The following is a 22,349-nucleotide window of genomic DNA, read 5'->3' on the forward strand; positions in this document are numbered from 1 at the left end:
GATACTCATTTCTATGCGTGACATGATGAGCATGATGAAAAAAGCCAAAGAAATGCAAGAGAAAATGCAGAAAATTCAAGAAGAAGTAACAAACTTACAAGTGACTGGTACTTCTGGTGGTGGTCTTGTCAACATCACCTTAAACGGCAAAAATATCATAACAGAAATCGAAATTGATCCTTCATTACTCAAGCCTGAAGAAGTTGAAATTCTTGAAGATCTGATTATCGCAGCCTATAATGAAGCTAAAGCAAAAATTGAAATAGCTATAGAAGAAAAAACTAAAAACATAACAGCAGGGCTACCACTGCCATCAGGTTTCAAACTCCCATTCTAATGAACCGGATTTTATTTAATCCCTTGGAACGATAATATGTATAAACACATTGCAGGACCTGAAATTGAGCGTCTTATTCAGCTTTTAGCGCGAATACCAGGTCTTGGACCGCGTTCGGCGCGCCGTGCTGCTCTTCACCTTATCAAAAAAAAAGAAACATTATTGGAACCTTTAGGAGCAGCAATACAAATAGCAGTAGACAAAGTCTGCATTTGTTCTGTTTGCGGAAATGTAGATACAATTGATCCTTGTTCAATTTGCACAGATCCACGCCGCGATGATGCAACAATTATTGTTGTTGAGGATATTGCTGATCTGTGGGCTCTTGAACGCGCAAAAACTTTAGCAGCACGTTATCATGTATTGGGTGGACGTCTCTCTGCCTTAGATGGGATAGGTCCTGACGAACTCAAAATCGCTCCCTTAATACAGCGCGTTGTAGAAAACTCGATTACGGAGATTATTCTAGCGGTCAACGCTACTGTTGAAGGACAAACAACTGCTCACTACATCACTGACCAGCTCTCTAACTTCTCCGTTAAAATTACTCGACTTGCACACGGAGTACCTGTGGGAGGCGAGCTCGATTATCTTGATGATGGAACTTTAGCAGCAGCTTTACAAGCGAGAACAAATCTCTAAAATTTTTCTCTTTTACCTATTCTCTCTTTATTCACTATCATTTCTTTTTAGGGGGCAATATTAAAATGATAAAGAAAAATCTCTCACTTTTAAACAACTTTGGTCCTGGTATTCTAGTATGTTTACTCATATCAGCCTTAGCTTATGGCTTAGAAATTATAGAAACACAACTTTTCGCAGAAGCGTGGCTTGAAAGCCTTGTTTTGGCAATTCTCTTGGGATCTATTGCCAGTAGTTGTTTTAATTTGCCAACATATTTTCAAAAAGGTATCACCTTTTGTGCAAAAACACTTCTCGAAATTGCTATTGTTCTTTTAGGAGCAAGCATTAGTATTAACACAGTTCTTTCCGCTGGTTGGAATTTGCTTGCTAGCATCATATTCGTTATATTTGTAACAATTATCCTCAGTTTCTCCATCGGCCGACTTTTCGGGCTTTCTACACATTTAGCAATGCTAGTCGCTTGTGGAAATGCTATTTGTGGCAATTCAGCCATTGTCGCCGTTGCACCTGTCATTAAAGCAAAACATGACGATATAGCTGCGTCAATTGCTTTCACTGCTCTTTTAGGGATTCTTATTATTTTATTTCTACCCTTTTTACATCCACTTCTAAATTTGTCATTTAGCCAATACGGTGTACTGGCCGGCATGGTTGTTTATGCTGTACCACAGGTTTTAGCAGCAACAGCATCTGTCTCTTTTGTAAGTGTTCAAATTGCAACCGTTGTTAAACTGGTGCGGGTTTTAATGTTAGGACCTCTTATTTTCGCTTTGTCAATCATCTATAATCGATCAGCACAAACACGCTTACGTCTACACACCCTCATCCCATGGTTTATTATTGGTTTTATTATCATGATGCTTGTTCGCTCAAGTGGTCTTATCCCTGAAAAAACTATTAATCCCATCAAACTTATCGCTCAGTTGTTGACCGTTATTTCAATGGCTGCATTAGGATTAGGCGTTGATATCCACTCGTTAAAAAAAGCAGGATGGCGCGTCATTTTGGCTTCGACTTGCTCAATACTTATCCTCGGCATTTGTAGCCTTATCATGATACAATTGAGTGGTATGAATCATATAACTTTTTGAAATAACACATTAAAATACTTTTTCTTTTTTCAGCAGAGTTTGCAAACGCCTCTAAAGGTGTTTATGGACACTGAAATAGTCTTTTTATAAAACTAGGTTAAGATTGCAAAAAAAAATTCTTTATCATTTTATATATAAAGAACGAATGCGCTTTGATGTTAATAGTAATAGCAAGCGTTCAATTTCTCATTCAACTGCTTTTCAGCACATAATTGCTTGCAAGCAGTATGGTACAAAAATGCATAATTCAGCAAAAAAATGCTGTTTTTTATTTTTTGCTACTTTAACAAAAATCAAGTTTTTACAAAAAGCTTACAGAATATGCTCTTATTGGGAAAATAATAAATGTGGTTTCATAATTTTTTCCTTTCAAATTGTTTTTGCTTACTATGTGTTGTAACAGGATATAATAAGGATTAAATTAACACCCAACGTATCAAATAAAAAACTAGAAAACACAGAAGACTTTTTTATCATATTATCCAACTAAAATATTTTTATGCTTATACTTGCCATAGATACTGCTTCAATTTATTGTGCCGTTGCACTCATTCGTCATAAATCGGTCATTGCACACATCAGCGAACGTATGAATAAAGGGCACGCCGAAAAACTCATTGGATACATTGCACAAATAACTGACCAAACTAATATTACTCTTGATCAAGTTGATCGTATTGCTGTTAATATTGGACCTGGATCGTTTACTGGTGTACGTGTCGCTGTTTCAACAGCAAGAGCTTTGGCATTAGCGCTAGAAATACCAGCTGTTGGAATAAGCGCACTTGAGGCACTGGCAGCACAGACGATAACCAACAAAAATACTGCACCAGCAATAGCAACCACAGTTGTCATTGATGCCGGAAGAGATATGTTCTATCATCAAAATTTTAATGAAGATCTCACACCTTTAGGACTACCTGAGTTAAAAACAATTGAAAATATCATCGAAGATTTACCCCAACCAACGAGACTAACTGGTCCAGCAGCTGATATTATTGCACTGTACATTAAAAACAATAAGGTAAACAGAAAAATCGTACGAGACCCAATTCTCTGCGAAGCAGCTGATATTGTAAGCTATGCCCATCTTGCTGAAAACAAACAACCACAAAATCCACCCTGCCCACTCTATTTACGCAATGCTGACGTAAAACAACAAACCGGTTTTGCTTTACCACGAAAAAAATAATGTCTGGGTTTTCATTGACAAAAAAATATTTTTATATTGCTCCGCTACAAGCTAATGATAGTGCTTCCTTTCATAAAATTCACCAGTACTGTTTTGTTCCTGCTTGGGAAAAACAAGCCTTTGATAATTTCTTAACAGATCACTCTATCTTTGGATACAAAGCCTCTCTCATTGATCAACCAGATCAAATCGTAGGATTTTGCCTCTGCCGACTCATTCTTGATGAAGCAGAAATCATCACAATTGCCGTTCATCCTCATTTTCGTCGACAAGGAATTGGCACTTTGCTTATCGATAGTACACTACGCCATCTTCGCCATGAACGTGCTATAAAACTTTTCCTAGAAGTAGAAGAGACGAATCTTTCTGCCTTGAATCTTTATCAGCGTTTCCAGTTTCAAAAAATTGCTAAACGCCCTGCTTATTACCCATCAAAAAACAGTCGCATAGATGCAATCGTTATGCAAAAAACTTTTAAGCAAACAACAGATTGAGATTTGCGTAAAAAACATTTAGACATGCGCTATGAATAAAATAAATTCTAAAAATAAGTCTCCTGTTGCTCCTAAAAAGGTTTTTATCAAAACCTATGGGTGTCAAATGAATGTTTATGACAGCCAACGAATGACTGATAGTCTAAGTTCACAAGGTTATGTTACTACACAAACACCAAATGACGCTGACCTTATTCTTGTTAATACCTGTCATATTCGTGAAAAAGCAGCAGAAAAACTCTATTCTGACCTTGGTCGTTTGCGCGTGCTGCGTCAAGAACGGGCACCTAACAAGCCCCTAATGGTCGGTGTGACTGGTTGTGTTGCACAAGCCGAGGGTAGCGAAATCTTGCGCCGTGCTCCAAACGTGGATCTCGTCATTGGTCCGCAAATGTATCACCGTTTACCAGACTTGTTAGAAAAAGCCAAACAAGGCAAAAAAGTTATCGAAACAGACTACGCTGTCGAAGATAAATTTGCTCATTTGCCGCCTCACAATAAACGTGCTGTAAGAAAACGAGGTGTTAGTGCATTTTTAACAGTGCAAGAAGGCTGTGACAAATTTTGCACTTTTTGTGTTGTTCCCTACACACGCGGTGCTGAAATATCACGACCTGTTGAACAAATTACTGAAGAAGCACGCCAACTCATTGAAGCTGGTGTCAAAGAAATTACGCTCCTTGGACAAAATGTAAATGGTTGGCATGGACAAAGTGCTCATGGAAAAACTTGGCGTCTTGGTGATCTTCTCTATCATCTCGCCAAACTGGATGGTTTAAAGCGTCTACGTTATACAACCAGCCACCCGCGAGATATGGATGACAGCCTTATTGCTGCACATCGAGATCTTGACATATTGATGCCTTACCTGCATCTCCCTGTCCAGTCAGGTTCCGATCGCATCTTAAAAGCAATGAACCGCCAACATAAAAGCATTCATTATCTTCAGCTTATCGAAAAAATTCGGACCGCACGACCTGATATTGCTTTTTCAGGCGATTTTATCGTAGGATTTCCAGGAGAAACAGATGAAGACTTTGAAGAAACCATTAAACTTATTAAACAAGTGCAATACAGTTCAGCCTATTCTTTCAAGTATTCACCTCGTCCCGGAACAGTTGGTGCAACAATGAAAAATCATGTTGATGAAGCTGTAAAGGATGCTCGACTTCAACACTTACAAGTTCTTCTTCTTGAGCAGCAAAACGCATTTTTGCGTTCTAAAGTTGGTGAAAGAACCGATGTTCTCATTGAAAAAGCTGGGCGTTACTCGGGGCAGATGGTAGGTCGTTCACCTTGGCTTTTACCTGTTGTCGTAGAGACACAAGCCTCTATGGGCACCGTGCTGACAATTCATATTAAAAATGTGAGTTCAAACAGTTTTGTTGGTGAAATGGCAAATGTATAAACATATCTCTCATGCCTTATTCACGACATTAAATTTTAGGAAGCTCTTTTATTTTCGAAGAGAATGATTATATCTAAAGCTTGCACTCTACGAAAGATATATTATCTTTTATGAAATTTACTTAAGAAGTGTGCAACACTTATGTGAATATGGGAGAATAGGTTGAAAGCCTCAACCGAAAGAGTAAAGCGCATTAGAGAAAAAGCAAATACCTACCCTGAAAATACTGGTATCTTGGGAAAAACAAGTGCATCAGATGTTGACCATGTTGTTTTGATTTTTGAAAATAATCAATATGTAAAAACAGTTTTTGGTAAACTCAACGAAAATCTTGCTTATATCGAACAGAAACTTGAACTTAATATTCATCCACGCGGTAATGAAGTTTTAATTTGTGGAAATCTTGCTGCTATAAAACGCGCACAATATGTATTACAGCAGCTTTATGAACGCGCCAAAACACATCAAGAGCTCACTTTATCAGATACAGAAGGAGCTATTGCCATGGCAAATTTTCTACAAGAACAGCAAGAAGCCCCAACAATAACCCAACCTGCAAAAAAACGTATTCTCGCGCGATTAAGTACCCATAAAAAAACAATCCATGCCCGAACCCCAACACAAGATGCCTATATATGTGCAATGGAGCGTAATGAACTTGTTTTTGGTGTAGGACCCGCAGGAACAGGCAAAACATATCTTGCTGTTGCCCATGCTACAATGCTTTTAGAGCGTGGTATCATTGAACGAATTGTCCTTTCACGTCCCGCCGTTGAAGCTGGAGAGCACCTTGGCTTTCTTCCCGGAGATCTTAAAGAAAAAGTCGATCCGTATTTACGTCCACTTTATGACGCCCTTTATGATATGATCCCCGTTGAAAAAGTCGAGCGCATTTTAACTTCTGGCGTCATAGAAATTGCCCCTCTTGCTTTCATGCGCGGACGAACACTTGCCCATGCAGCTGTCATTCTTGATGAGGCACAGAATACCACACCCATGCAAATGAAAATGTTCCTCACACGACTTGGGGAAGGAACACGTATGATCGTAACCGGTGATGTAAGTCAAATTGATTTGCCTACTGGACAAAAATCAGGTTTAATCGAAGCAATACGCATTCTTTCACATATAGAAAATATTGCGATCATTCGTTTTGATGAAAAAGATGTTGTACGCCATCCCCTTGTAGCCGCTATCGTCCGTGCTTATGATCATGATTCTGCTATACAAATGAAAAAAATGCCATCCTCAAACACTTCTTCAAAAAAATAAATTCGATTTGTCATGATTACTATTGATATAACTATTGATAACTCTGGGTGGAATGATGAAAAAATGCTTTATAATATCACTGAAAAAGCATTAACAACGACAATGCATCACCTTTCATTAGAAAATGTTATAAGTGAGGTCAGTCTGCTTTTTACGGATAATAAACATATGGCACAAATCAATGCGCAATGGCGCAATAAAAACGAACCCACCAATGTATTATCCTTTCCTGCTTTTCCACTTAAAGTTGGACAGACCCCTGGGCTCATACTCGGTGACATCATTATTGCGCGAGAAACTGTTGCACTTGAAGCATCGACAGAAGGAAAATTATTTCAGGATCATTTGACGCATATGATCGTGCATGGTGTTCTTCACCTTCTTGGCTATAATCATGAAACAGATGAGGAGGCTCATCAAATGGAAAAGCTTGAAAGGGAAATTCTTCAAAAGCTTTTCATAAAAGATCCCTATACTGAATTGGCTTTAAATGATAAAAATTAAATTTTAAAATCAATATCACTATCATAAAAATTTAAAGCCTCTTATGCCTCTATTATAAAAGGAAAGTTTAGAAGATTTCAAAATCATGGCAAACAAAATAAATGCACAAAATAACAGTCAAACATCTTCTGATATTGAAGAGCAGCCCTCTCAGCAAACGAATCATACGGAAAAATACTCCCTGATAAATCATTTGTTTTCGTTTTTACGTGGACGCAATTATACGTCATTGCGTGATGACCTTACCGTTGCACTCACCGCTAACAATGAAAAAGACACAACCCTCTTCTCACCTGAAGAACGTACTATGCTACATAATATCTTACGTCTACGTGAAGCACGGGTTGATGATGTTATGATTCCACGCTCTGAAATCGAGGCATTGGAAATAAACACCTCTCTTGGGGAAGCCCTTAAATGTTTTGCAAAAATTGGCCATTCTCGCGTACCTGTCTATGCTGAAACTTTAGATGATCCAAGGGGAATGATCCATATCCGCGATATCCTTAATTATATAACCCGTTTTATTATCAATTCACCCCAAACAGAGCAAAAATCCGATTCACTTCAGTTACGCCATACGGATTTGCGTACCCCAATCGGTGAGTTGGACCTAATTCGAACAGTTCTCTTTGTCCCTAGTTCTATGCTGGCAAGCAAGTTACTCACACGTATGCAAACCACACGAACACAGATGGCTTTGGTTATTGATGAACATGGTGGCACAGACGGTTTAGTTTCTATGGAAGATATCGTCGAATTAGTCGTGGGTGATATCGAAGATGAACATGATCATATTGACAATGCTATCGTGCGCGAACCCAATAATAGATGGCTTGTTGACGCAAAAACTGAACTAGAAGATGTGGAAAAAGCTCTTGGTCCTGATTTTACCGTAGGCGAATATGGTGATGAAGTCGATACTATTGGTGGTTTGATTGTCTCCATTCTTGATCGCATTCCTACAAAAGGTGAAATCGTTGAAGCTGTGCCTGGTTATCAATTTCGTATTTTAGAAGCAGATAAACGCCGGATTAAGCGGTTGCGCATTTTTCGCATTCCAGAAAATGAGAATTTTGAGAACAATGCCATCCCTAAAAAATAGTCAAACTTTTTTAAGAAATTTCACACTTTTTTTGTTTTCTGTTAGCAGCTGGAAGCGGCAAATATGGGTGTTTCTCTGTGGTGCTTTTACTTCTTTTGCACTTCCACCCTTTTATTTGACACCTCTCTGCTTTTTGACTTTCCCTATATTTATTGTTTTACTTGACTCAATCTGTGCCATCCAAAACAATAAAAAACGCTTTCTAACCTATGCTCTAAGTTGTGGAATCTTTGGCTTCAGTTATTTTATTTGCAGCCTTTGGTGGTTGTGCAATGCTTTGTTGACAGATCCAGTTACTTTTGGCTGGGCAGTGCCATTTGCCATTTTGGGTCCTCCTCTCTATCTTTCCCTTTATTGGTTTTTTGCTGGTTTCATTGTCGGTTTTTTATGGACACAAGGAATAGCACGTTTTTTTGTTTTGGCTTTTGCGCTGGGACTGGCAGAATGGTTGCGCGCTATCCTATTCACAGGTTTTCCATGGAATGCCCTTGGTTATACAGCTATGCCAACCCCTATACTCATGCAATTAGATGCAATTGTAGGGCTTTACGGAATGAATATTCTTGCTGTTTTAGTCTATAGTTTACCTACTGTTTTATTAACGGACGAAAAAAAGAAAACCGCGCTTTCTCTTTGCTTATCACTTATACTAATTCACAGTGGTTTTGGATTTTATCGCCTTAATACCGCATCTAACACCGCCGATTATCAGAAAAGCAATCATTGGGTGCGCATTGTTCAACCTTCTATCAAGCAAAACGTCAAATTGAGCGATGCTCTACCAGAAACTATCTTAGCAGCTCATATGAATCTTAGTACAATGCCGACAGCTAATCAGAATCCAGAACCTGACTTTATCGTATGGCCTGAAGCATCTGTTCCCTATATTCTCAATGATTCACCTGCTATCGCAATGCACATTGCCTCTCTTCTTAAACCCAAACAGTGGGCTATTATTGGTGCTATACGCGTCAATCATGATTTCCCCAATGTGCAAACACAATATTTTAATACAATTGCAGTCATTAACAATAAAGGTGATATTTTAAGCACTTCAGATAAACTTCACCTAGTTCCTTTTGGCGAGTATCTTCCCTATCAGAATTTATTGGAAAAAATTGGATTGCGTGCCCTCGCTGATACTATTGGTGGATATAGCGCTGCAAGTGTACGTAAAACTGTCATGATGCCAAATGGGTTTTCTTATCTTCCGTTAATTTGTTATGAAGTAATATTTCCCAATGAAATGACTTTTAAAGGCCCCTCTCCTCAAGCAATTATTAATGTTACAAATGATGCGTGGTTTGGTGTAACGCCTGGTCCATATCAACATCTTCAACAAGCACAACTTCGTGCCGTTGAATTAGGAATCCCCCTCATACGAGCAGCTAATAATGGAATATCAGCTGTTATTGATTCTTATGGACGAATCGTTGTAGCTCTCCAGCAAAATGCTGTTGGCGTTATTGATTCACAAATCCCATCACCCATTACCCCCATAGGAAGCAATGAATACAGAATATTCTCTACTTTTATCTTATTCATTATTATGCTATTGTGTGGCATTGGTTTTGGTTCTACAAAACAGCTTAAATAATCAGATATCCACGTACGGTATTACGTTGCGTGTGCCAGTAGCATTGGGAAAAAATGTTACATATTATTTTAATTATATGATAAACCGACCTCAAATAAATCTGATGTTGGTTTAGAAGTAGAGTGCTGAAAATAAAGAGTTGCATTATGACCGAGACTAGAAAAAAACCTGATCCTATAGATATCTATGTTGGAACCCGTATTCGTTTACGTCGTAACATTTTAGGAATGACCCAAGAAAAATTAGGTGAGAAATTAGGCATCACTTTTCAGCAAATCCAAAAATATGAAAAAGGCACAAATCGTATTGGAGCAAGTCGTCTTCAAGCAATTGCAGAAATTATGGATGTTCCTGTTTCTTATTTTTTTGATAAAGGTATTAATACGCAACCTATGGAAGGCTTTGCTGAAAGCGACAATGATTTTATGGACTTTTGCTCCAGCAGTGAAGGAATCCAACTTATGCGTGCTTTTACTAACATATCCGATGCTAAAGTGCGTCGAAAAATCATTGACTTGGCAAAAGCGCTTTCTGAAGAAGATATGACAAACAAACTATAAAACAAATTACATCTTTCTCTCACTCATCTTATAAATCAGCATTGACGATTTGCCATGAGATTGGCAAATAGGAGCAGCTTTAATAGACAATTAATATAATAAACAGTTGGTTTTCTTTTTTTGAAGGAGTTCCTATGCCGCATCAAGATTATCTTTTTACGAGTGAGTCGGTATCGGAAGGGCATCCTGACAAAATTTGCGATCGTATTTCCGATGAAATCGTTGATATGATTTACAAAGAAGCTCAAAAAACCGGTACTGACCCATGGTTAGTACGAATCGCTTGTGAAACTCTCGTAAGTGTAAACCGTGTCGTTATCGCTGGTGAAGTGCGTGTTCCCGATACACTCTTAAAAAGAGATAAAAATAGAGAATTTATCTACGATGAAACTGGCTTTCCACGCATAAATCCTGCTCGTTTTCGTGCGGTAGCGCGTCGTGCTATTCGTGCAATTGGTTATGAACAAGTAGGTTTTCATTGGAAAACTGTTAAAATTGATGTTCTGTTACGCCCTCAATCAACTGACATTGCACGCGGAGTTGATAACGCTACGGATCGAAATGGGGAAGAAGGTGCAGGTGATCAGGGTATCATGTTCGGATATGCTTGCCGTGAAACACCCGATCTCATGCCTGCACCGATTTATTATGCCCATAAGATTTTAAAACTTCTCGCCGCTGCCCGCCATAAAGGAGAAGGAGAAACTGCTAAATTAGGACCAGATGCAAAAAGCCAAATAACAATACGGTATAAAAATGGAAAGCCTATAGAGGTAACGTCCATTGTTCTTTCAACACAACATTTAGATGAAAGTTGGGATTCTCATAAAGTCCGTACAGTGGTTGAGCCTTATATTCGTCAGGCTTTACATGATATTCCTATTTCTGATCAATGCCGTTGGTATATCAACCCAACAGGAAAATTTGTGATTGGTGGTCCTCAAAGTGATGCAGGACTCACAGGACGCAAAATTATCGTTGACACTTATGGAGGTGCAGCCCCCCATGGTGGAGGCGCTTTTTCAGGCAAAGATACGACAAAAGTTGATCGTTCTGCAGCTTATGCTGCACGCTATTTAGCTAAAAATATTGTTGCTGCTAGTTTAGCAGAAAGATGCACCATTCAGCTCTCCTATGCAATTGGCATTGCACAACCCTTATCTATTTATCTTAATCTTCATGGAACAGGGAAAGTCGATGAAAAAATTCTTGAAGCAGCCATCCGCAAAATAATGGACCTTTCGCCGACTGGTATTCGAAAACATCTTGATCTCAATAAACCTATTTATACAAAAACAGCCGCCTATGGTCATTTTGGACGCAAACCCAAACGTGATGGTTCGTTTTCATGGGAAAAAACGGATCTGATTAAAACACTTCAAACATTGATTAAATACCATGATGAACCATAATACACGTACGCGTGAAGCCTTTTTTGGTCGCCGACAAGGCAAACGGCTACGAAACAATCAACTTGCGCGTATAAAAATGCTTCTCCCAACTCTTAACATTGATTTAAATACCCTCCCGCCCTTAGACTTAAAATGCTTATTTCCCACTAAAGTAAGAGAAGTTCGGCTTGAAATTGGTTTTGGTGGCGGCGAACATTTGCTCCATGAAATGGAATATTTTCCACAAACTGGTTTTATCGGCATCGAGCCCTTTATCAATGGCATGGCAAAAATGTTAATGTCTCTTGAACAGCACAAACAACATCAAAATCATATTCGGCTTTATGATGATGACGCCACTCAACTTCTTGATTGGCTTCCAGATGCATCACTTGACGGAATAGATCTCTTCTATCCTGATCCATGGCCTAAAAAGAAACATTGGAAACGACGTTTCATCAACATAAAAAATCTTAACCGTTTTGCTCGCGTTCTTAAAAAAGGTAAAAAATTCCGCTTTGCTAGTGATATAGAGAGTTATGTAAACTGGACCCTCTACTATTGTGCACAGCATAGCAGCTTTGAGTGGGAAGCAGAAAGCCCTAGGGATTGGCAAAACCCTTATCCACTATGGATAGGTACCCGTTATGAAACAAAAGCTCTACGCGGAGGACGAACACCAGCCTATCTTACTTTTATCAAGCAATAATCGATAAAATGCTTTTCTTATAAATAACTTGAAAATTTTTGAATTTAAGAGTATCAGTAACTAAATTCTTGGTCTTATGATGAAGAGTGGGCCGTTGGACCCGCTCTTTTTTAATATCATAAAACTGATGAAAATGACTTGGATAAAATGTATGAACGAAGCTGAAAAAATAAGCGATCTTGGCGAACCACGCCTATTTGCAGAAGATGGTATTGAAGCGCGCGTTGCTGCTCTTATCATACCATTGCTTAAGCCTTTAGGTTTTCGTTTAGTTCGCGTAAAACTTCTTGGTTTAAATGGTTTAACGCTTCAGATTATGATTGAGCGTGCTGATGGCTCTATGACCGTAGAAGATTGTGAAACTGTTAGTCGAACTATTTCACCCCTTCTTGATGTACAAAATGTTATTGAACGCAAATATCATTTAGAAATTTCATCTCCTGGCATTGATCGTCCACTAGTAAGAAAATCTGACTTTTTCCAGTGGCAAGGGCATATTGCAAAAATTGAAACCAAAATAAAAATTGATGGGCGCCAAAAATTTCGGGGAACACTTACAAATATCACGCAAGATGGATTTACTTTAAACACCGATAAAGCCGCTTATGGAGAAACTATGTACACCTTTATTCCCTTTTGTGATATCACAAATGCGCATTTGGTGCTTACTGATGAACTTATTCGCGACGCGTTGAAAAAAAATAAAGATTTAAATCAACAACTCATTCCCGAAGATAATCTTAATGTCTCAAAACAGACGTCAAATTACAAGAGTTAATATCACTGGGAAATGCCCGTCGTGTGGCACAAAGAAGGAGAAATTTGATGGCTACAAGCGCTAACAGGCTTGAAATTCTGCAAATTGCAGACGCTGTTGCACGTGAAAAGTCAATTGACCGTGACATTGTCATTTCTGCAATGGCCGATGCTATTCAGAAAGCGGCACGTTCTCGTTATGGTCAAGAAACTAATATTCGCGCCGAAATCAACTCCAAAACAGGTGAAATTAAGTTACAGCGCCTGCTTAAAATTGTTGATGTCGTTGAGGATTATACAACTGAAATTACTCTCTCCGATGCACTTAAACGCCAAGCAGACGCAAAAATTGGTGATTTTTTTGCTGATCTTTTACCTCCTATGGACTTTGGACGTATAGCAGCACAATCTGCTAAACAGGTTATTGTACAAAGAGTACGCGATGCGGAACGTGACCAACAATACGAAGAATTTAAAAATAAAATTGGTGAGATTATTTCTGGTACAGTAAAACGTGTAGAATATGGTAATGTTATCGTTGATCTAGGTCGGGGTGAAGCTATCGTACGCCGTGATGAATTAATTCCACGTGAATCCTTTCGCTATGGAGACCGTATTCGTGCTTATGTCAATGACGTGCACCGCGAATCGCGTGGTCCGCAAATTTTCCTTTCACGTACACATCCTCAATTTATGGTGAAGCTTTTTACCATGGAAGTACCAGAAATTTACGATGGTATTATAGAAATTAAATCCGTTGCGCGTGATCCTGGTTCACGTGCTAAAATTGCTGTTGTTTCACGCGATGGTTCCATTGATCCTGTTGGTGCGTGTGTTGGAATGCGAGGAAGTCGCGTACAAGCTGTTGTTGCAGAATTACAAGGTGAAAAAATTGATATTATTCCTTGGTCTCCTGATGCTGCAACATTTATCGTCAATGCACTACAACCCGCTGAAGTTTCTAAAGTCGTCCTCGATGAAGATGCAGAACGTATCGAAGTCATTGTACCTGATGACCAACTCAGTCTTGCTATTGGACGACGTGGACAAAATGTTCGTTTAGCTTCACAGTTAACAGGATGGAATATTGATATTTTAACGGAACAGGAAGAGTCTGAAAACCGTCAAAAAGAATTTACTGAACGCAGTAAACTGTTTATGGAATCTTTAGATGTTGACGAAATAATAGGCCAAGTTATGGCATCAGAAGGCTTTTCTTCCATTGAAGAAATTGCCTATATTGATCTCGAAGAAATCGCTTCCATTGATGGTTTTGATCACGAGACTGCTGCTGAAATCCAAAACCGTGCGCGTGAATATCTCGAACATAAAGAAAAAGAGCTTGATGAAAAGCGTAAAAAACTCGGTGTTTCTGATGAATTACGGGCACTTCCTGGAATGACAAGTGCTATGTTGGTTGCTGTTGGTGAAGATGGTGTAAAAACAATAGAAGACTTTGCTGGCTATGCAGTCGATGATTTGGCTGGCTGGAGGGAACGTAAAGAAGGTCAAACACAGAATTTTTCTGGTATCCTGACTCCATTTGATATTACACGTGCTGATGCAGAGGCTATGGTTTTAGCCGCACGTGTGCAAGCAGGCTGGATAGACCAAGCTGATCTTGTTACAGAAACTCCTGCAGAAAGTGGAAACTCTGCAAAAAATGAAAAAATAGATAATTTGAACGTGGATACAATTTAAATGAATGAACGGACCTGCATTGTGACAAGAAAAAATGCTTCAGTAGAAACGCTGATCCGTTTTGTTATTGGTCCCAATAATCAAATTGTCCCTGATCTTAAAGCCAAATTGCCTGGACGTGGTGTTTGGGTCTCTGCTCGCCATTCTGTCATTGAAGCAGCAACCAACCAGAAAGCTTTTAACAAAAGTTTTAAAACTGATGTTGAGGTTGCGCCGAATCTTGCACATATTGTTGATACACTTTTGCTAAAATCTGCTCTTTCAAGTCTTTCCATGGCGCGAAAAGCAGGTGCCATTGTTATGGGGGCAACAAAAGTTGATGCAGCTATCCGCTCTGGTCAAGTTATTCTCGTACTTCATGCCAAGGAAACTACAGAAGATGGAAAACGAAAAATTGCACAAGCTATCCATACAATACAACAACAAACAAATCGGAATATAAAAACCATATCTTTATTTACAAGTGATGAAATGCAGGTAGCTTTTGGCGCTAATCCTGTAATGCATGCGGCTTTATTGGATACCAAAGCCGCCGAAGGATTTCTCAAAACGATATATAAACTGCTCGCCTATCGTGATGACAAGCGCATCAAGCTTGGTGAGATGACGGCACAAGCCGTGAAGGAAGTACAATGAGTGAAAATAATAACGACAAAACAACAGTCAAGAGGACACTAACCCTAAAACGGACAGTCCTAGAAACAAGCACGGTCAAACAAAACTTTAGCCATGGCCGTACAAAGGCTGTAGTTGTCGAGACCAAACGGCGCAAAATTACGCGACCTGATGAAAAAGTTGAAGTACAACAGCCAATCACGAAACCGCATGTAGCTCCCCAACGCTCTAAACCACGATTCGAAGAGGCAATTCCTCATGAACCCGTTGCTAAAAGCAATCTTTCATCCGCTGAAATGGAAGCAAGACTTCGTGCATTAGAAGAAGCACATATCCAAGAAAAAATAACGCGTGAACAAGCTGAAGAAGAAGCAAAACGTGCAAAAGAACGTGAAGAAAGTTTGCGGCAATCAGTTCAAGAAACCGAAATACACAAAGAAGAAGAACGCCCACCAGTACAGACTCCATCTCTTACCTCTATTCACTCCCCTAGCGAATTGATAGATATCCCTATCACGCCTAAAAATACAGTTGTGATTGAAAAGCGTAGAGCAGATGATAATAAAGAAGACGAACGCCATAACCGACGCGCTAGCCCCGTTAAATCAGAAGTGCGTACCCCTAAAGTTGTGAAAGGTACTGATGAGCGACGCCGTGGAAAGTTAACCCTCAATAGCGCTTTAGACGAAGAAGGTAGCGCACGTGGACGTTCAATGGCTGCAATGCGTCGTAGGCAAGAGAAATTTAAACGTGCACAAAACCAAGAACCAAGGGAAAAAATTTCTCGCGAAGTTATTCTTCCTGAAACCATTACTATTCAAGAGCTTGCGCAGCGTATGACTGAGCGCTCCGTTGATGTGATTAAATTTCTGATGAAACAGGGACAGATGATGAAACCTGGCGATGTTATTGATGCAGATGTTGCTGAGCTCATCGCCGTTGAATTTGGTCATACTGTTAAACGTGTTTTGGAATCTGACGTAGAAGAAGGCATTTTTAATATAGCTGATAATACTCAAAACATGCGGCAGCGTCCACCTGTCGTAACAATTATGGGCCATGTCGACCATGGAAAGACTTCTCTGCTTGATGCTATTCGAAAAGCAAATGTTGTTTCTGGTGAAGCAGGTGGTATTACACAGCATATTGGCGCTTATCAAGTGGAGCAAAATGGTCAAAAAATCACCTTTATTGATACACCTGGACATGCTGCCTTCACGGCTATGCGCGCTCGTGGAGCTCGTGTTACGGATATTGCCGTTCTAGTTGTAGCTGCTGATGATAGTGTCATGCCACAAACGATTGAATCAATTAATCATGCCAAAGCAGCTGGTGTACCGATTATCGTTGCTATCAATAAAATTGATAAACCAGCTGCTGATGCGCAAAAAGTGCGTACAGAACTTCTACAACACGAAGTGTTTGTTGAAACCATGGGGGGGGAAACTTTAGAAGTCGAAGTTTCTGCTAAAACCGGTCAAAATCTTGATAAACTTCTCGAAGCTATTCTCCTCCAAGCTGAAATTCTTGATCTGAAAGCAGATCCTAAACGAACCGCAGAGGGCGTTGTTATTGAAGCAAAACTGGATAGAGGACGTGGATCTGTTGCAACAGTTCTTGTTCAAAAAGGAACATTGCATCCTTCTGATATTATTGTCGCCGGCAATGAATGGGGTCGTGTGCGTGCTTTGATTGACGATCATGGTCGTCACGTTAAAGAAGCAATTCCTTCTACGCCCATTGAAATTTTAGGTATGCAAGGAACACCACAGGCTGGAGACCGTTTTGCCGTTGTCACTCATGAAGCAAAAGCACGCGAAATTGCTGAATACCGTCAGCGATTAGCACGTGATAAAGCTGTAGCCCGACAAACGAGTTCTCGCGGTTCTCTTGAACAGATGATGACCAAATTACAAACCACTGGCATTAAAGAATTTCCCCTTATTATTAAAGGAGATGTACAAGGGTCAATTGAAGCAATCGCATCAGCATTAGAAAAGCTAGGAAATGAAGAAGTACGTGCACGCATTGTACATTCTGGTGCTGGAGGTATCACTGAAAGTGATATTTCTCTTGCTGAAGCTTCCAACTCTGCTGTGATTGGCTTTAATGTTCGAGCCAATAAACAGGCACGTGATTGCGCTAAAACACAAGGAATTGAAATTCGCTACTATAACATCATTTACGATCTTGTTGACGATATAAAAGCTGCCATGTCAGGATTACTCTCACCAGAACAGCGTGAAACTTTCCTTGGTAATGCTGAAATTCTGGAAGTCTTTAATATCACAAAGATCGGTAAAGTTGCTGGTTGTCGCGTTACAGACGGTAAAATAGAACGGGGAGCTGGTGTTCGCCTTATCCGTGATAATATTGTCATTCACGAAGGAAAACTTAAAACACTCAAACGCTTTAAGGATGAAGTAAATGAAGTACAAAGTGGTCAAGAATGTGGAATAGCATTCGAAAACTATGAAGATATACGTGCAGGAGATACTATTGAAACCTTCCGCATCGAACATATTAATCGCACATTGTAAAATAATCCAGTGGCTTTACTCCCTGTAAAATGAGAAAAGTTATTGAATTTTATGCACAATACCTCTGTTCTTTCTTATTCTTTAAGGTAATCAAAGGAAGAGGAATTTTCAAAGGTAAGACTTCGATGAAAAATGCAGAACCATCACAACGGCAGCTAAGAGTAGGAGAACAAGTACGCCACGCAGTATCTCATATACTACAGCGTGGTATTTTACTCGATGATGTCTTGAAAGGTATGGTGATTTCTATCTCTGAAGTGCGCATGTCACCAGATTTAAAAATTGCTATCTGCTTTGTTTCTCCTCTCAGTACTGTTAAAAGCACATCTCATGTTGATGTCGTTGATATCCTCAATAAACACAGCCGTTTTATCCGTGGAGAAATCAGTCACGCGTTGCGACAGATGAAATATATGCCTGAACTGCGTTTTCGACTTGATAGTAGTTTTGATAATTTTTCAAAAATTGATGCTCTGCTTCGCTCACCTGAGGTAGCACGCGATCTTCACCATAGTGATGAACTTGAGGATTAAAAATATGGCACGGCAACGCAAAAAAAAAGGTCGTTCCGTCTCTGGATGGGTCATATTTGATAAACCAAAAGGAATGAGATCAACAGAAGCTGTCTCACAAATCAAATGGCTCTTTCATGCGCAAAAAGCAGGGCATGCAGGTACACTTGATCCTCTTGCTTCTGGTCTCCTGCCAATTGCATTGGGTGAAGCAACAAAAACCGTTCCCTACGTTATGCAAGGTACAAAAACCTACCGTTTTCATATCGTTTGGGGAGAAGAACGTTCAACAGACGATTTAGAAGGTGAAGTAACAAAGACATCTCTCAAACGTCCAACACGCGAAGAAATACTCGCCCTTCTCCCTCAATATACAGGTATTGTTTTGCAAATACCTCCACAATTTTCGGCAATTAAAATTGCCGGTAACCGTGCCTACGATCTAGCACGTGAGGGTGAAATTGTTGAAATTCCACCACGCCAAGTGGAAATAAAGACTTTTAAATTAATAGAAATTGCTACCAGCGAATGTTCTATCTTTGAAATAACCTGTGGAAAAGGAACCTATGTGCGCTCCTTAGCACGCGATATGGGACGTGATCTCGGTTGTTATGGATATATTGCTGATTTAAGACGTATCGCAGTGGAACCTTTTTGTGAAAATGATCTCATTACATGGGACGAACTAAAAGCAGTAACACTGGATAAAAGTGTAACAAATGAAAATGATGCTCCTCCCAAAAGAGATTTTTCAACACTTGATGCACTTTTAATTAAAACAGGTGCTGCACTGGATTGTCTTTCTCATTATACACTTAGCGAAATCCAAGCACAGAGAGTTATGATGGGCAATCCAGTTCCCCTCCGTGATTACAATGCATCTATTAATGAAGAAGAGGTTTGTGTCATCTACAAAGGCCAACTTCTTGCTATAGGTACTCTTGATAAAAGTTTGTTCAAGCCAAAGCGGATTTTCACAATTTAATCCGTTCTTGCTCACAATCATCTCTTGGGAAAAATATTTTTTATATTAATTAAAGAGAAGGAAGCTTTTTTCACTGCTCTACACTCACCTTTTTATGATAATGTATATCAGAATCTAAAGCAGTGATGTGTTCGTAAATCCAAACTTAGCTTGCACAATAAAGTGCAAGCATTTGTCTTTGTCATTTTAAATCGTTTTCTTTAATCATTACTAGATATACGTGCATATGCTGTAGTGTTAAGAAGATTCTGTAAGATAGAAAACTTAGGCTTTAATTTAAACAAATCGCAATAATGATGACCTTAGACTACTCGTTCAGTAAAAACCTGTCCTTAATTACAAACCGTATAAAACACTCATTGAGCATCTTAAAATTTCTGCTGTCCTATTTATTCTAACAAATTTATCCATAAAATAGTATTACACATATTTAATAATTTGCAAGACAACTGTTTTAGTCCTCTTACCATCAAGGCAATTGATCAGCAGAGGGCTTTAAATGCATCTCGCTGGCATGTGGTATTGTTTGTCGCTCAATCATACGGTGTACTCTTATACCATTTGGCATACGATTTAAGTGTCGCAGAAGCTTATTGACCTCTGCATCTGCTTTTGTACGACGATGATTATGGCGCAAATAATCTACCCACGTTGGCATATGATAAGCTTCTGTCCAATATTCAGGTCTTTCAAGATCACGTAAGAGAACCCATTGGCGAGCACCATCACGTAAACGAATATGGCGACGACGTGTCATTACTTTAAGAAATTCTTCAAGATCATTTTCGTGAATTTGATAATCGATCATAATCATAATTGGACCACTTCGTGCTTCTAGATCCAATAAAAGCTCCGGTTCTCTAAAATGATCAAGTGGATCTAGATCTATCTGGGGAATTTCTTGAATTCTAAACTTTACTCCCGCAAGAGCTCCAAAAATTAAGAATAGAGAACAAACACTCAAAGCAATAGTTGGAGAATAACCATCAGCCAAGACTCCCCAAATTGCACTTCCAACAACCATCCCTCCATAAGAAGCTGTTTGATAAAGTGCTAAAGCACGTGCAACAACCCAACGCGGTGTAGAAAGCTGTACAGATGTATTAAACAGTGACAACGCTAAAACCCAACATAAACCTGCAGGAAATAAGGCAACATGGCTTATAATCAGTGAACGGCTTATTGCTAAAAAAAAGCAAGACAAGGCAAAACCGATAAATGCACTTGCAACAATCGTCTCTGAACGAAAATAATGCCGTACAGATGCATTAATAATACCAGCTGTCATTGCTCCTAAACCAAAACAACCGAGCAATGTACCATAAAGAAGTGCGCTTCCTCCGAGAATTTTATGCACAACAATTGGCAGAAGTGCTAAAATAGAAATCGCTCCAATACCAAAAAGGAACGCCCTGACCATAATATTCAGAAGATTAGGCGACATCGCAACATAACGCAAACCATCTGAAACAGCTCCTAAAATTCTTTCCCGTGGCAATGTGTTATTTTCATAGCTCGGTTTCCAGAAAAACAAAGCACCAATTAAAGGAATGTAACTTATCGCATTAAATAAAAAAGCGGCGGCTACGCCTAAAGTAGCAATAATGGCACCACCAATAGCGGGACCTACACTACGCATCAAATTAAAGCCAACACTGTTTAGACTAACAGCAGCAGGAATATTTTCCCTGCTCACGATGTCTCCTATTGTTGCCTGCCAAGAAGGATTATAAAAAGCAGTTCCACACCCAATCAAAAACGTAAAGCATAATAAAAGCCAAGGTGTTAGAAAGCCCATATAGGATAAAATAGCTAAACTCATTGATATAACCATCATCATAATCTGCGCGTACAACATAATTTGGCGACGATTAAAATTATCAGCTAATGCTCCTGCCATCAGAGAAAACATAACAAGTGGTAATGTTGTAGCACTTTGAACAAGTCCAACCATGGAATGCGAAGAACTAATCAACGCCATTAACCACCCTGCCCCTACGGCTTGTATAAGCCCCCCTAAATTAGAAATGAGTGTGGACGACCATAAATTTCGAAATACCGAATTACGAAAAAGTTCTAATGTTGAAATGCTCTGCATCTTTTTCCTCCAAATTGGTATTTATCGCTTTTGTTATCATACACACACTTTGTAAAGCAGTAACCTTACAGAGGAAGTCTTATTTTCTTTTGTATCAAAAGGATGCATAATTCTTTAAGGCTTCTCATAAAACCCTGTTAAAATCAATATTTCAAAACAAAATTCTTTATTGAAAGAAGGTTTTCAAGATGCTTTTAAGGACTAGTATTTTAACCTCCGTTCCTGTATAAATGCCAAAGCAGGTAAGAGTCTTCAACTCTTCTTGTTTGCTCGCAGACCCTTGCTGAACGACATCTCGGCTGTGGGTGACTTTTGTTTCTTTGTTTTTTGAAAGGATAATATGATGTCGATTACAGCTGAACGTAAACAAGCTCTTGTCGCAGAATATGCAAATAAAGTCGGTGATACAGGTTCACCAGAAGTGCAGGTCGCTGTACTTTCTGAACGTATTTCTAATTTAACTAACCATTTTAAATCTCACAAAAAGGATAACCATTCTCGTCGTGGTCTTTTAAAAATGGTATCTCAACGCCGTCGCCTTCTTGATTACCTTAAAGGGGTTGACCAAAATCGTTATCAAACACTTATCAGAAAGTTAGGTTTGCGTCGCTAAAAGAAAAATGAGAGGTGGTATTCTAAAAAACCACCCATTTTTTAGTTAAAACTCTAAAAACTGACGAGTAATCATCATGGGGCAGGATTGCTAGTTTCTTCGTGTTTAAATTGCGATTTATTTCTCTCTTCTCGCAAAAACAGAAGTGTCTTGTTGTCCTGCCTATAGCTTTAAAATATGCCACGTAAACCCAGAATGTGAGCTCTCAAAGATGTGAACACTGG

The 22,349-nt window shown here is 39.2% G+C and carries 21 protein-coding genes; 20 read left to right on the forward strand and 1 reads right to left on the reverse strand.

Translation table 11 applies throughout. From position 1 onward, the window contains the following. Window positions 1-13: 13 nt before the first annotated feature. From LBE40_RS06200 to truB, 19 genes are all read left to right on the forward strand, one after another. Window positions 14-337 carry a YbaB/EbfC family nucleoid-associated protein gene (locus tag LBE40_RS06200; RefSeq protein ID WP_004858678.1) on the forward strand — a complete coding sequence of 108 codons (324 nt, stop codon included), beginning with the start codon at window positions 14-16 and terminating at the stop codon, window positions 335-337. A 36-nt stretch (window positions 338-373) separates the two neighbouring features. Next, a complete protein-coding gene (gene recR, locus LBE40_RS06205) occupies window positions 374-979 on the forward strand; it encodes a recombination mediator RecR (protein ID WP_004858675.1) in 606 nt (201 codons plus the stop codon). Window positions 980-1,044: 65 nt separating this feature from the next. Beyond that, window positions 1,045-2,073, forward strand: coding sequence for a YeiH family protein (locus LBE40_RS06210; RefSeq protein WP_004858673.1), 1,029 nt, complete (start codon window positions 1,045-1,047; stop codon window positions 2,071-2,073). A 499-nt stretch (window positions 2,074-2,572) separates the two neighbouring features. Continuing rightward, window positions 2,573-3,265 (forward strand): tRNA (adenosine(37)-N6)-threonylcarbamoyltransferase complex dimerization subunit type 1 TsaB, encoded by a 693-nt coding sequence (tsaB, locus tag LBE40_RS06215; protein WP_004858672.1) that lies wholly within the window; start codon window positions 2,573-2,575, stop codon window positions 3,263-3,265. Continuing rightward, window positions 3,265-3,759, forward strand: a complete 495-nt coding sequence (rimI, locus tag LBE40_RS06220) for a ribosomal protein S18-alanine N-acetyltransferase (RefSeq protein ID WP_004858671.1) — start codon at window positions 3,265-3,267, stop codon at window positions 3,757-3,759. Before tsaB ends, rimI begins: the two co-directional genes overlap by 1 nt. A gap of 31 nt (window positions 3,760-3,790) precedes the next feature. Further along, window positions 3,791-5,167, forward strand: a complete 1,377-nt coding sequence (gene miaB, locus LBE40_RS06225; RefSeq protein ID WP_004858669.1) for a tRNA (N6-isopentenyl adenosine(37)-C2)-methylthiotransferase MiaB — start codon at window positions 3,791-3,793, stop codon at window positions 5,165-5,167. A gap of 162 nt (window positions 5,168-5,329) precedes the next feature. After that, window positions 5,330-6,439 carry a PhoH family protein gene (locus LBE40_RS06230; protein ID WP_004858667.1) on the forward strand — a complete coding sequence of 370 codons (1,110 nt, stop codon included), beginning with the start codon at window positions 5,330-5,332 and terminating at the stop codon, window positions 6,437-6,439. Between the two features lie 12 nt (window positions 6,440-6,451). Further along, a complete protein-coding gene (gene ybeY, locus LBE40_RS06235; RefSeq protein WP_004858663.1) occupies window positions 6,452-6,943 on the forward strand; it encodes an rRNA maturation RNase YbeY in 492 nt (163 codons plus the stop codon). Between the two features lie 85 nt (window positions 6,944-7,028). After that, window positions 7,029-8,048, forward strand: coding sequence for a hemolysin family protein (locus tag LBE40_RS06240; protein WP_004858660.1), 1,020 nt, complete (start codon window positions 7,029-7,031; stop codon window positions 8,046-8,048). After that, on the forward strand, window positions 8,011-9,645 hold the full coding sequence (gene lnt, locus LBE40_RS06245; protein WP_040296827.1) for an apolipoprotein N-acyltransferase: 1,635 nt from the start codon (window positions 8,011-8,013) through the stop codon (window positions 9,643-9,645). The genes LBE40_RS06240 and lnt overlap by 38 nt, the downstream gene beginning before the upstream one ends. 146 nt (window positions 9,646-9,791) lie before the next feature. Next, a complete protein-coding gene (locus LBE40_RS06250) occupies window positions 9,792-10,205 on the forward strand; it encodes a helix-turn-helix domain-containing protein (RefSeq protein ID WP_004858656.1) in 414 nt (137 codons plus the stop codon). A 134-nt stretch (window positions 10,206-10,339) separates the two neighbouring features. Further along, window positions 10,340-11,617, forward strand: coding sequence for a methionine adenosyltransferase (gene metK / locus LBE40_RS06255; RefSeq protein ID WP_004858654.1), 1,278 nt, complete (start codon window positions 10,340-10,342; stop codon window positions 11,615-11,617). After that, window positions 11,604-12,305, forward strand: coding sequence for a tRNA (guanine(46)-N(7))-methyltransferase TrmB (locus tag LBE40_RS06260; RefSeq protein ID WP_004858652.1), 702 nt, complete (start codon window positions 11,604-11,606; stop codon window positions 12,303-12,305). Before metK ends, LBE40_RS06260 begins: the two co-directional genes overlap by 14 nt. Before the next feature lie 127 nt (window positions 12,306-12,432). After that, a complete protein-coding gene (gene rimP, locus LBE40_RS06265) occupies window positions 12,433-13,083 on the forward strand; it encodes a ribosome maturation factor RimP (RefSeq protein WP_081485989.1) in 651 nt (216 codons plus the stop codon). A gap of 47 nt (window positions 13,084-13,130) precedes the next feature. Further along, the gene (nusA, locus tag LBE40_RS06270) at window positions 13,131-14,762 is read left to right on the forward strand and encodes a transcription termination factor NusA (protein WP_004858648.1); all 1,632 of its coding nucleotides are present in this window, start codon (window positions 13,131-13,133) and stop codon (window positions 14,760-14,762) included. Beyond that, the gene (locus LBE40_RS06275; RefSeq protein WP_004858646.1) at window positions 14,763-15,398 is read left to right on the forward strand and encodes an RNA-binding protein; all 636 of its coding nucleotides are present in this window, start codon (window positions 14,763-14,765) and stop codon (window positions 15,396-15,398) included. After that, window positions 15,395-17,917: a translation initiation factor IF-2 gene (gene infB, locus LBE40_RS06280; protein ID WP_004858642.1), complete on the forward strand. Its 2,523-nt coding sequence runs from the start codon at window positions 15,395-15,397 to the stop codon at window positions 17,915-17,917. Before LBE40_RS06275 ends, infB begins: the two co-directional genes overlap by 4 nt. Before the next feature lie 125 nt (window positions 17,918-18,042). Further along, window positions 18,043-18,450, forward strand: a complete 408-nt coding sequence (rbfA, locus tag LBE40_RS06285; protein WP_004858639.1) for a 30S ribosome-binding factor RbfA — start codon at window positions 18,043-18,045, stop codon at window positions 18,448-18,450. Window positions 18,451-18,454: 4 nt separating this feature from the next. Then, window positions 18,455-19,414, forward strand: a complete 960-nt coding sequence (truB, locus tag LBE40_RS06290; RefSeq protein ID WP_004858636.1) for a tRNA pseudouridine(55) synthase TruB — start codon at window positions 18,455-18,457, stop codon at window positions 19,412-19,414. A 469-nt stretch (window positions 19,415-19,883) separates the two neighbouring features. Here truB and LBE40_RS06295 read toward each other — a convergent pair whose 3' ends face one another. After that, window positions 19,884-21,512, reverse strand: a complete 1,629-nt coding sequence (locus LBE40_RS06295) for an MFS transporter (RefSeq protein ID WP_004858634.1) — start codon at window positions 21,510-21,512, stop codon at window positions 19,884-19,886. Between the two features lie 343 nt (window positions 21,513-21,855). On the opposite strand from LBE40_RS06295, the gene rpsO reads away from it, so the two are divergent. Beyond that, the gene (rpsO, locus tag LBE40_RS06300) at window positions 21,856-22,125 is read left to right on the forward strand and encodes a 30S ribosomal protein S15 (RefSeq protein ID WP_004858631.1); all 270 of its coding nucleotides are present in this window, start codon (window positions 21,856-21,858) and stop codon (window positions 22,123-22,125) included. Window positions 22,126-22,349: the final 224 nt, after the last annotated feature.

It is taken from the genome of Bartonella taylorii, assembly GCF_023920105.1.
Taxonomy (GTDB): domain Bacteria; phylum Pseudomonadota; class Alphaproteobacteria; order Rhizobiales; family Rhizobiaceae; genus Bartonella; species Bartonella taylorii.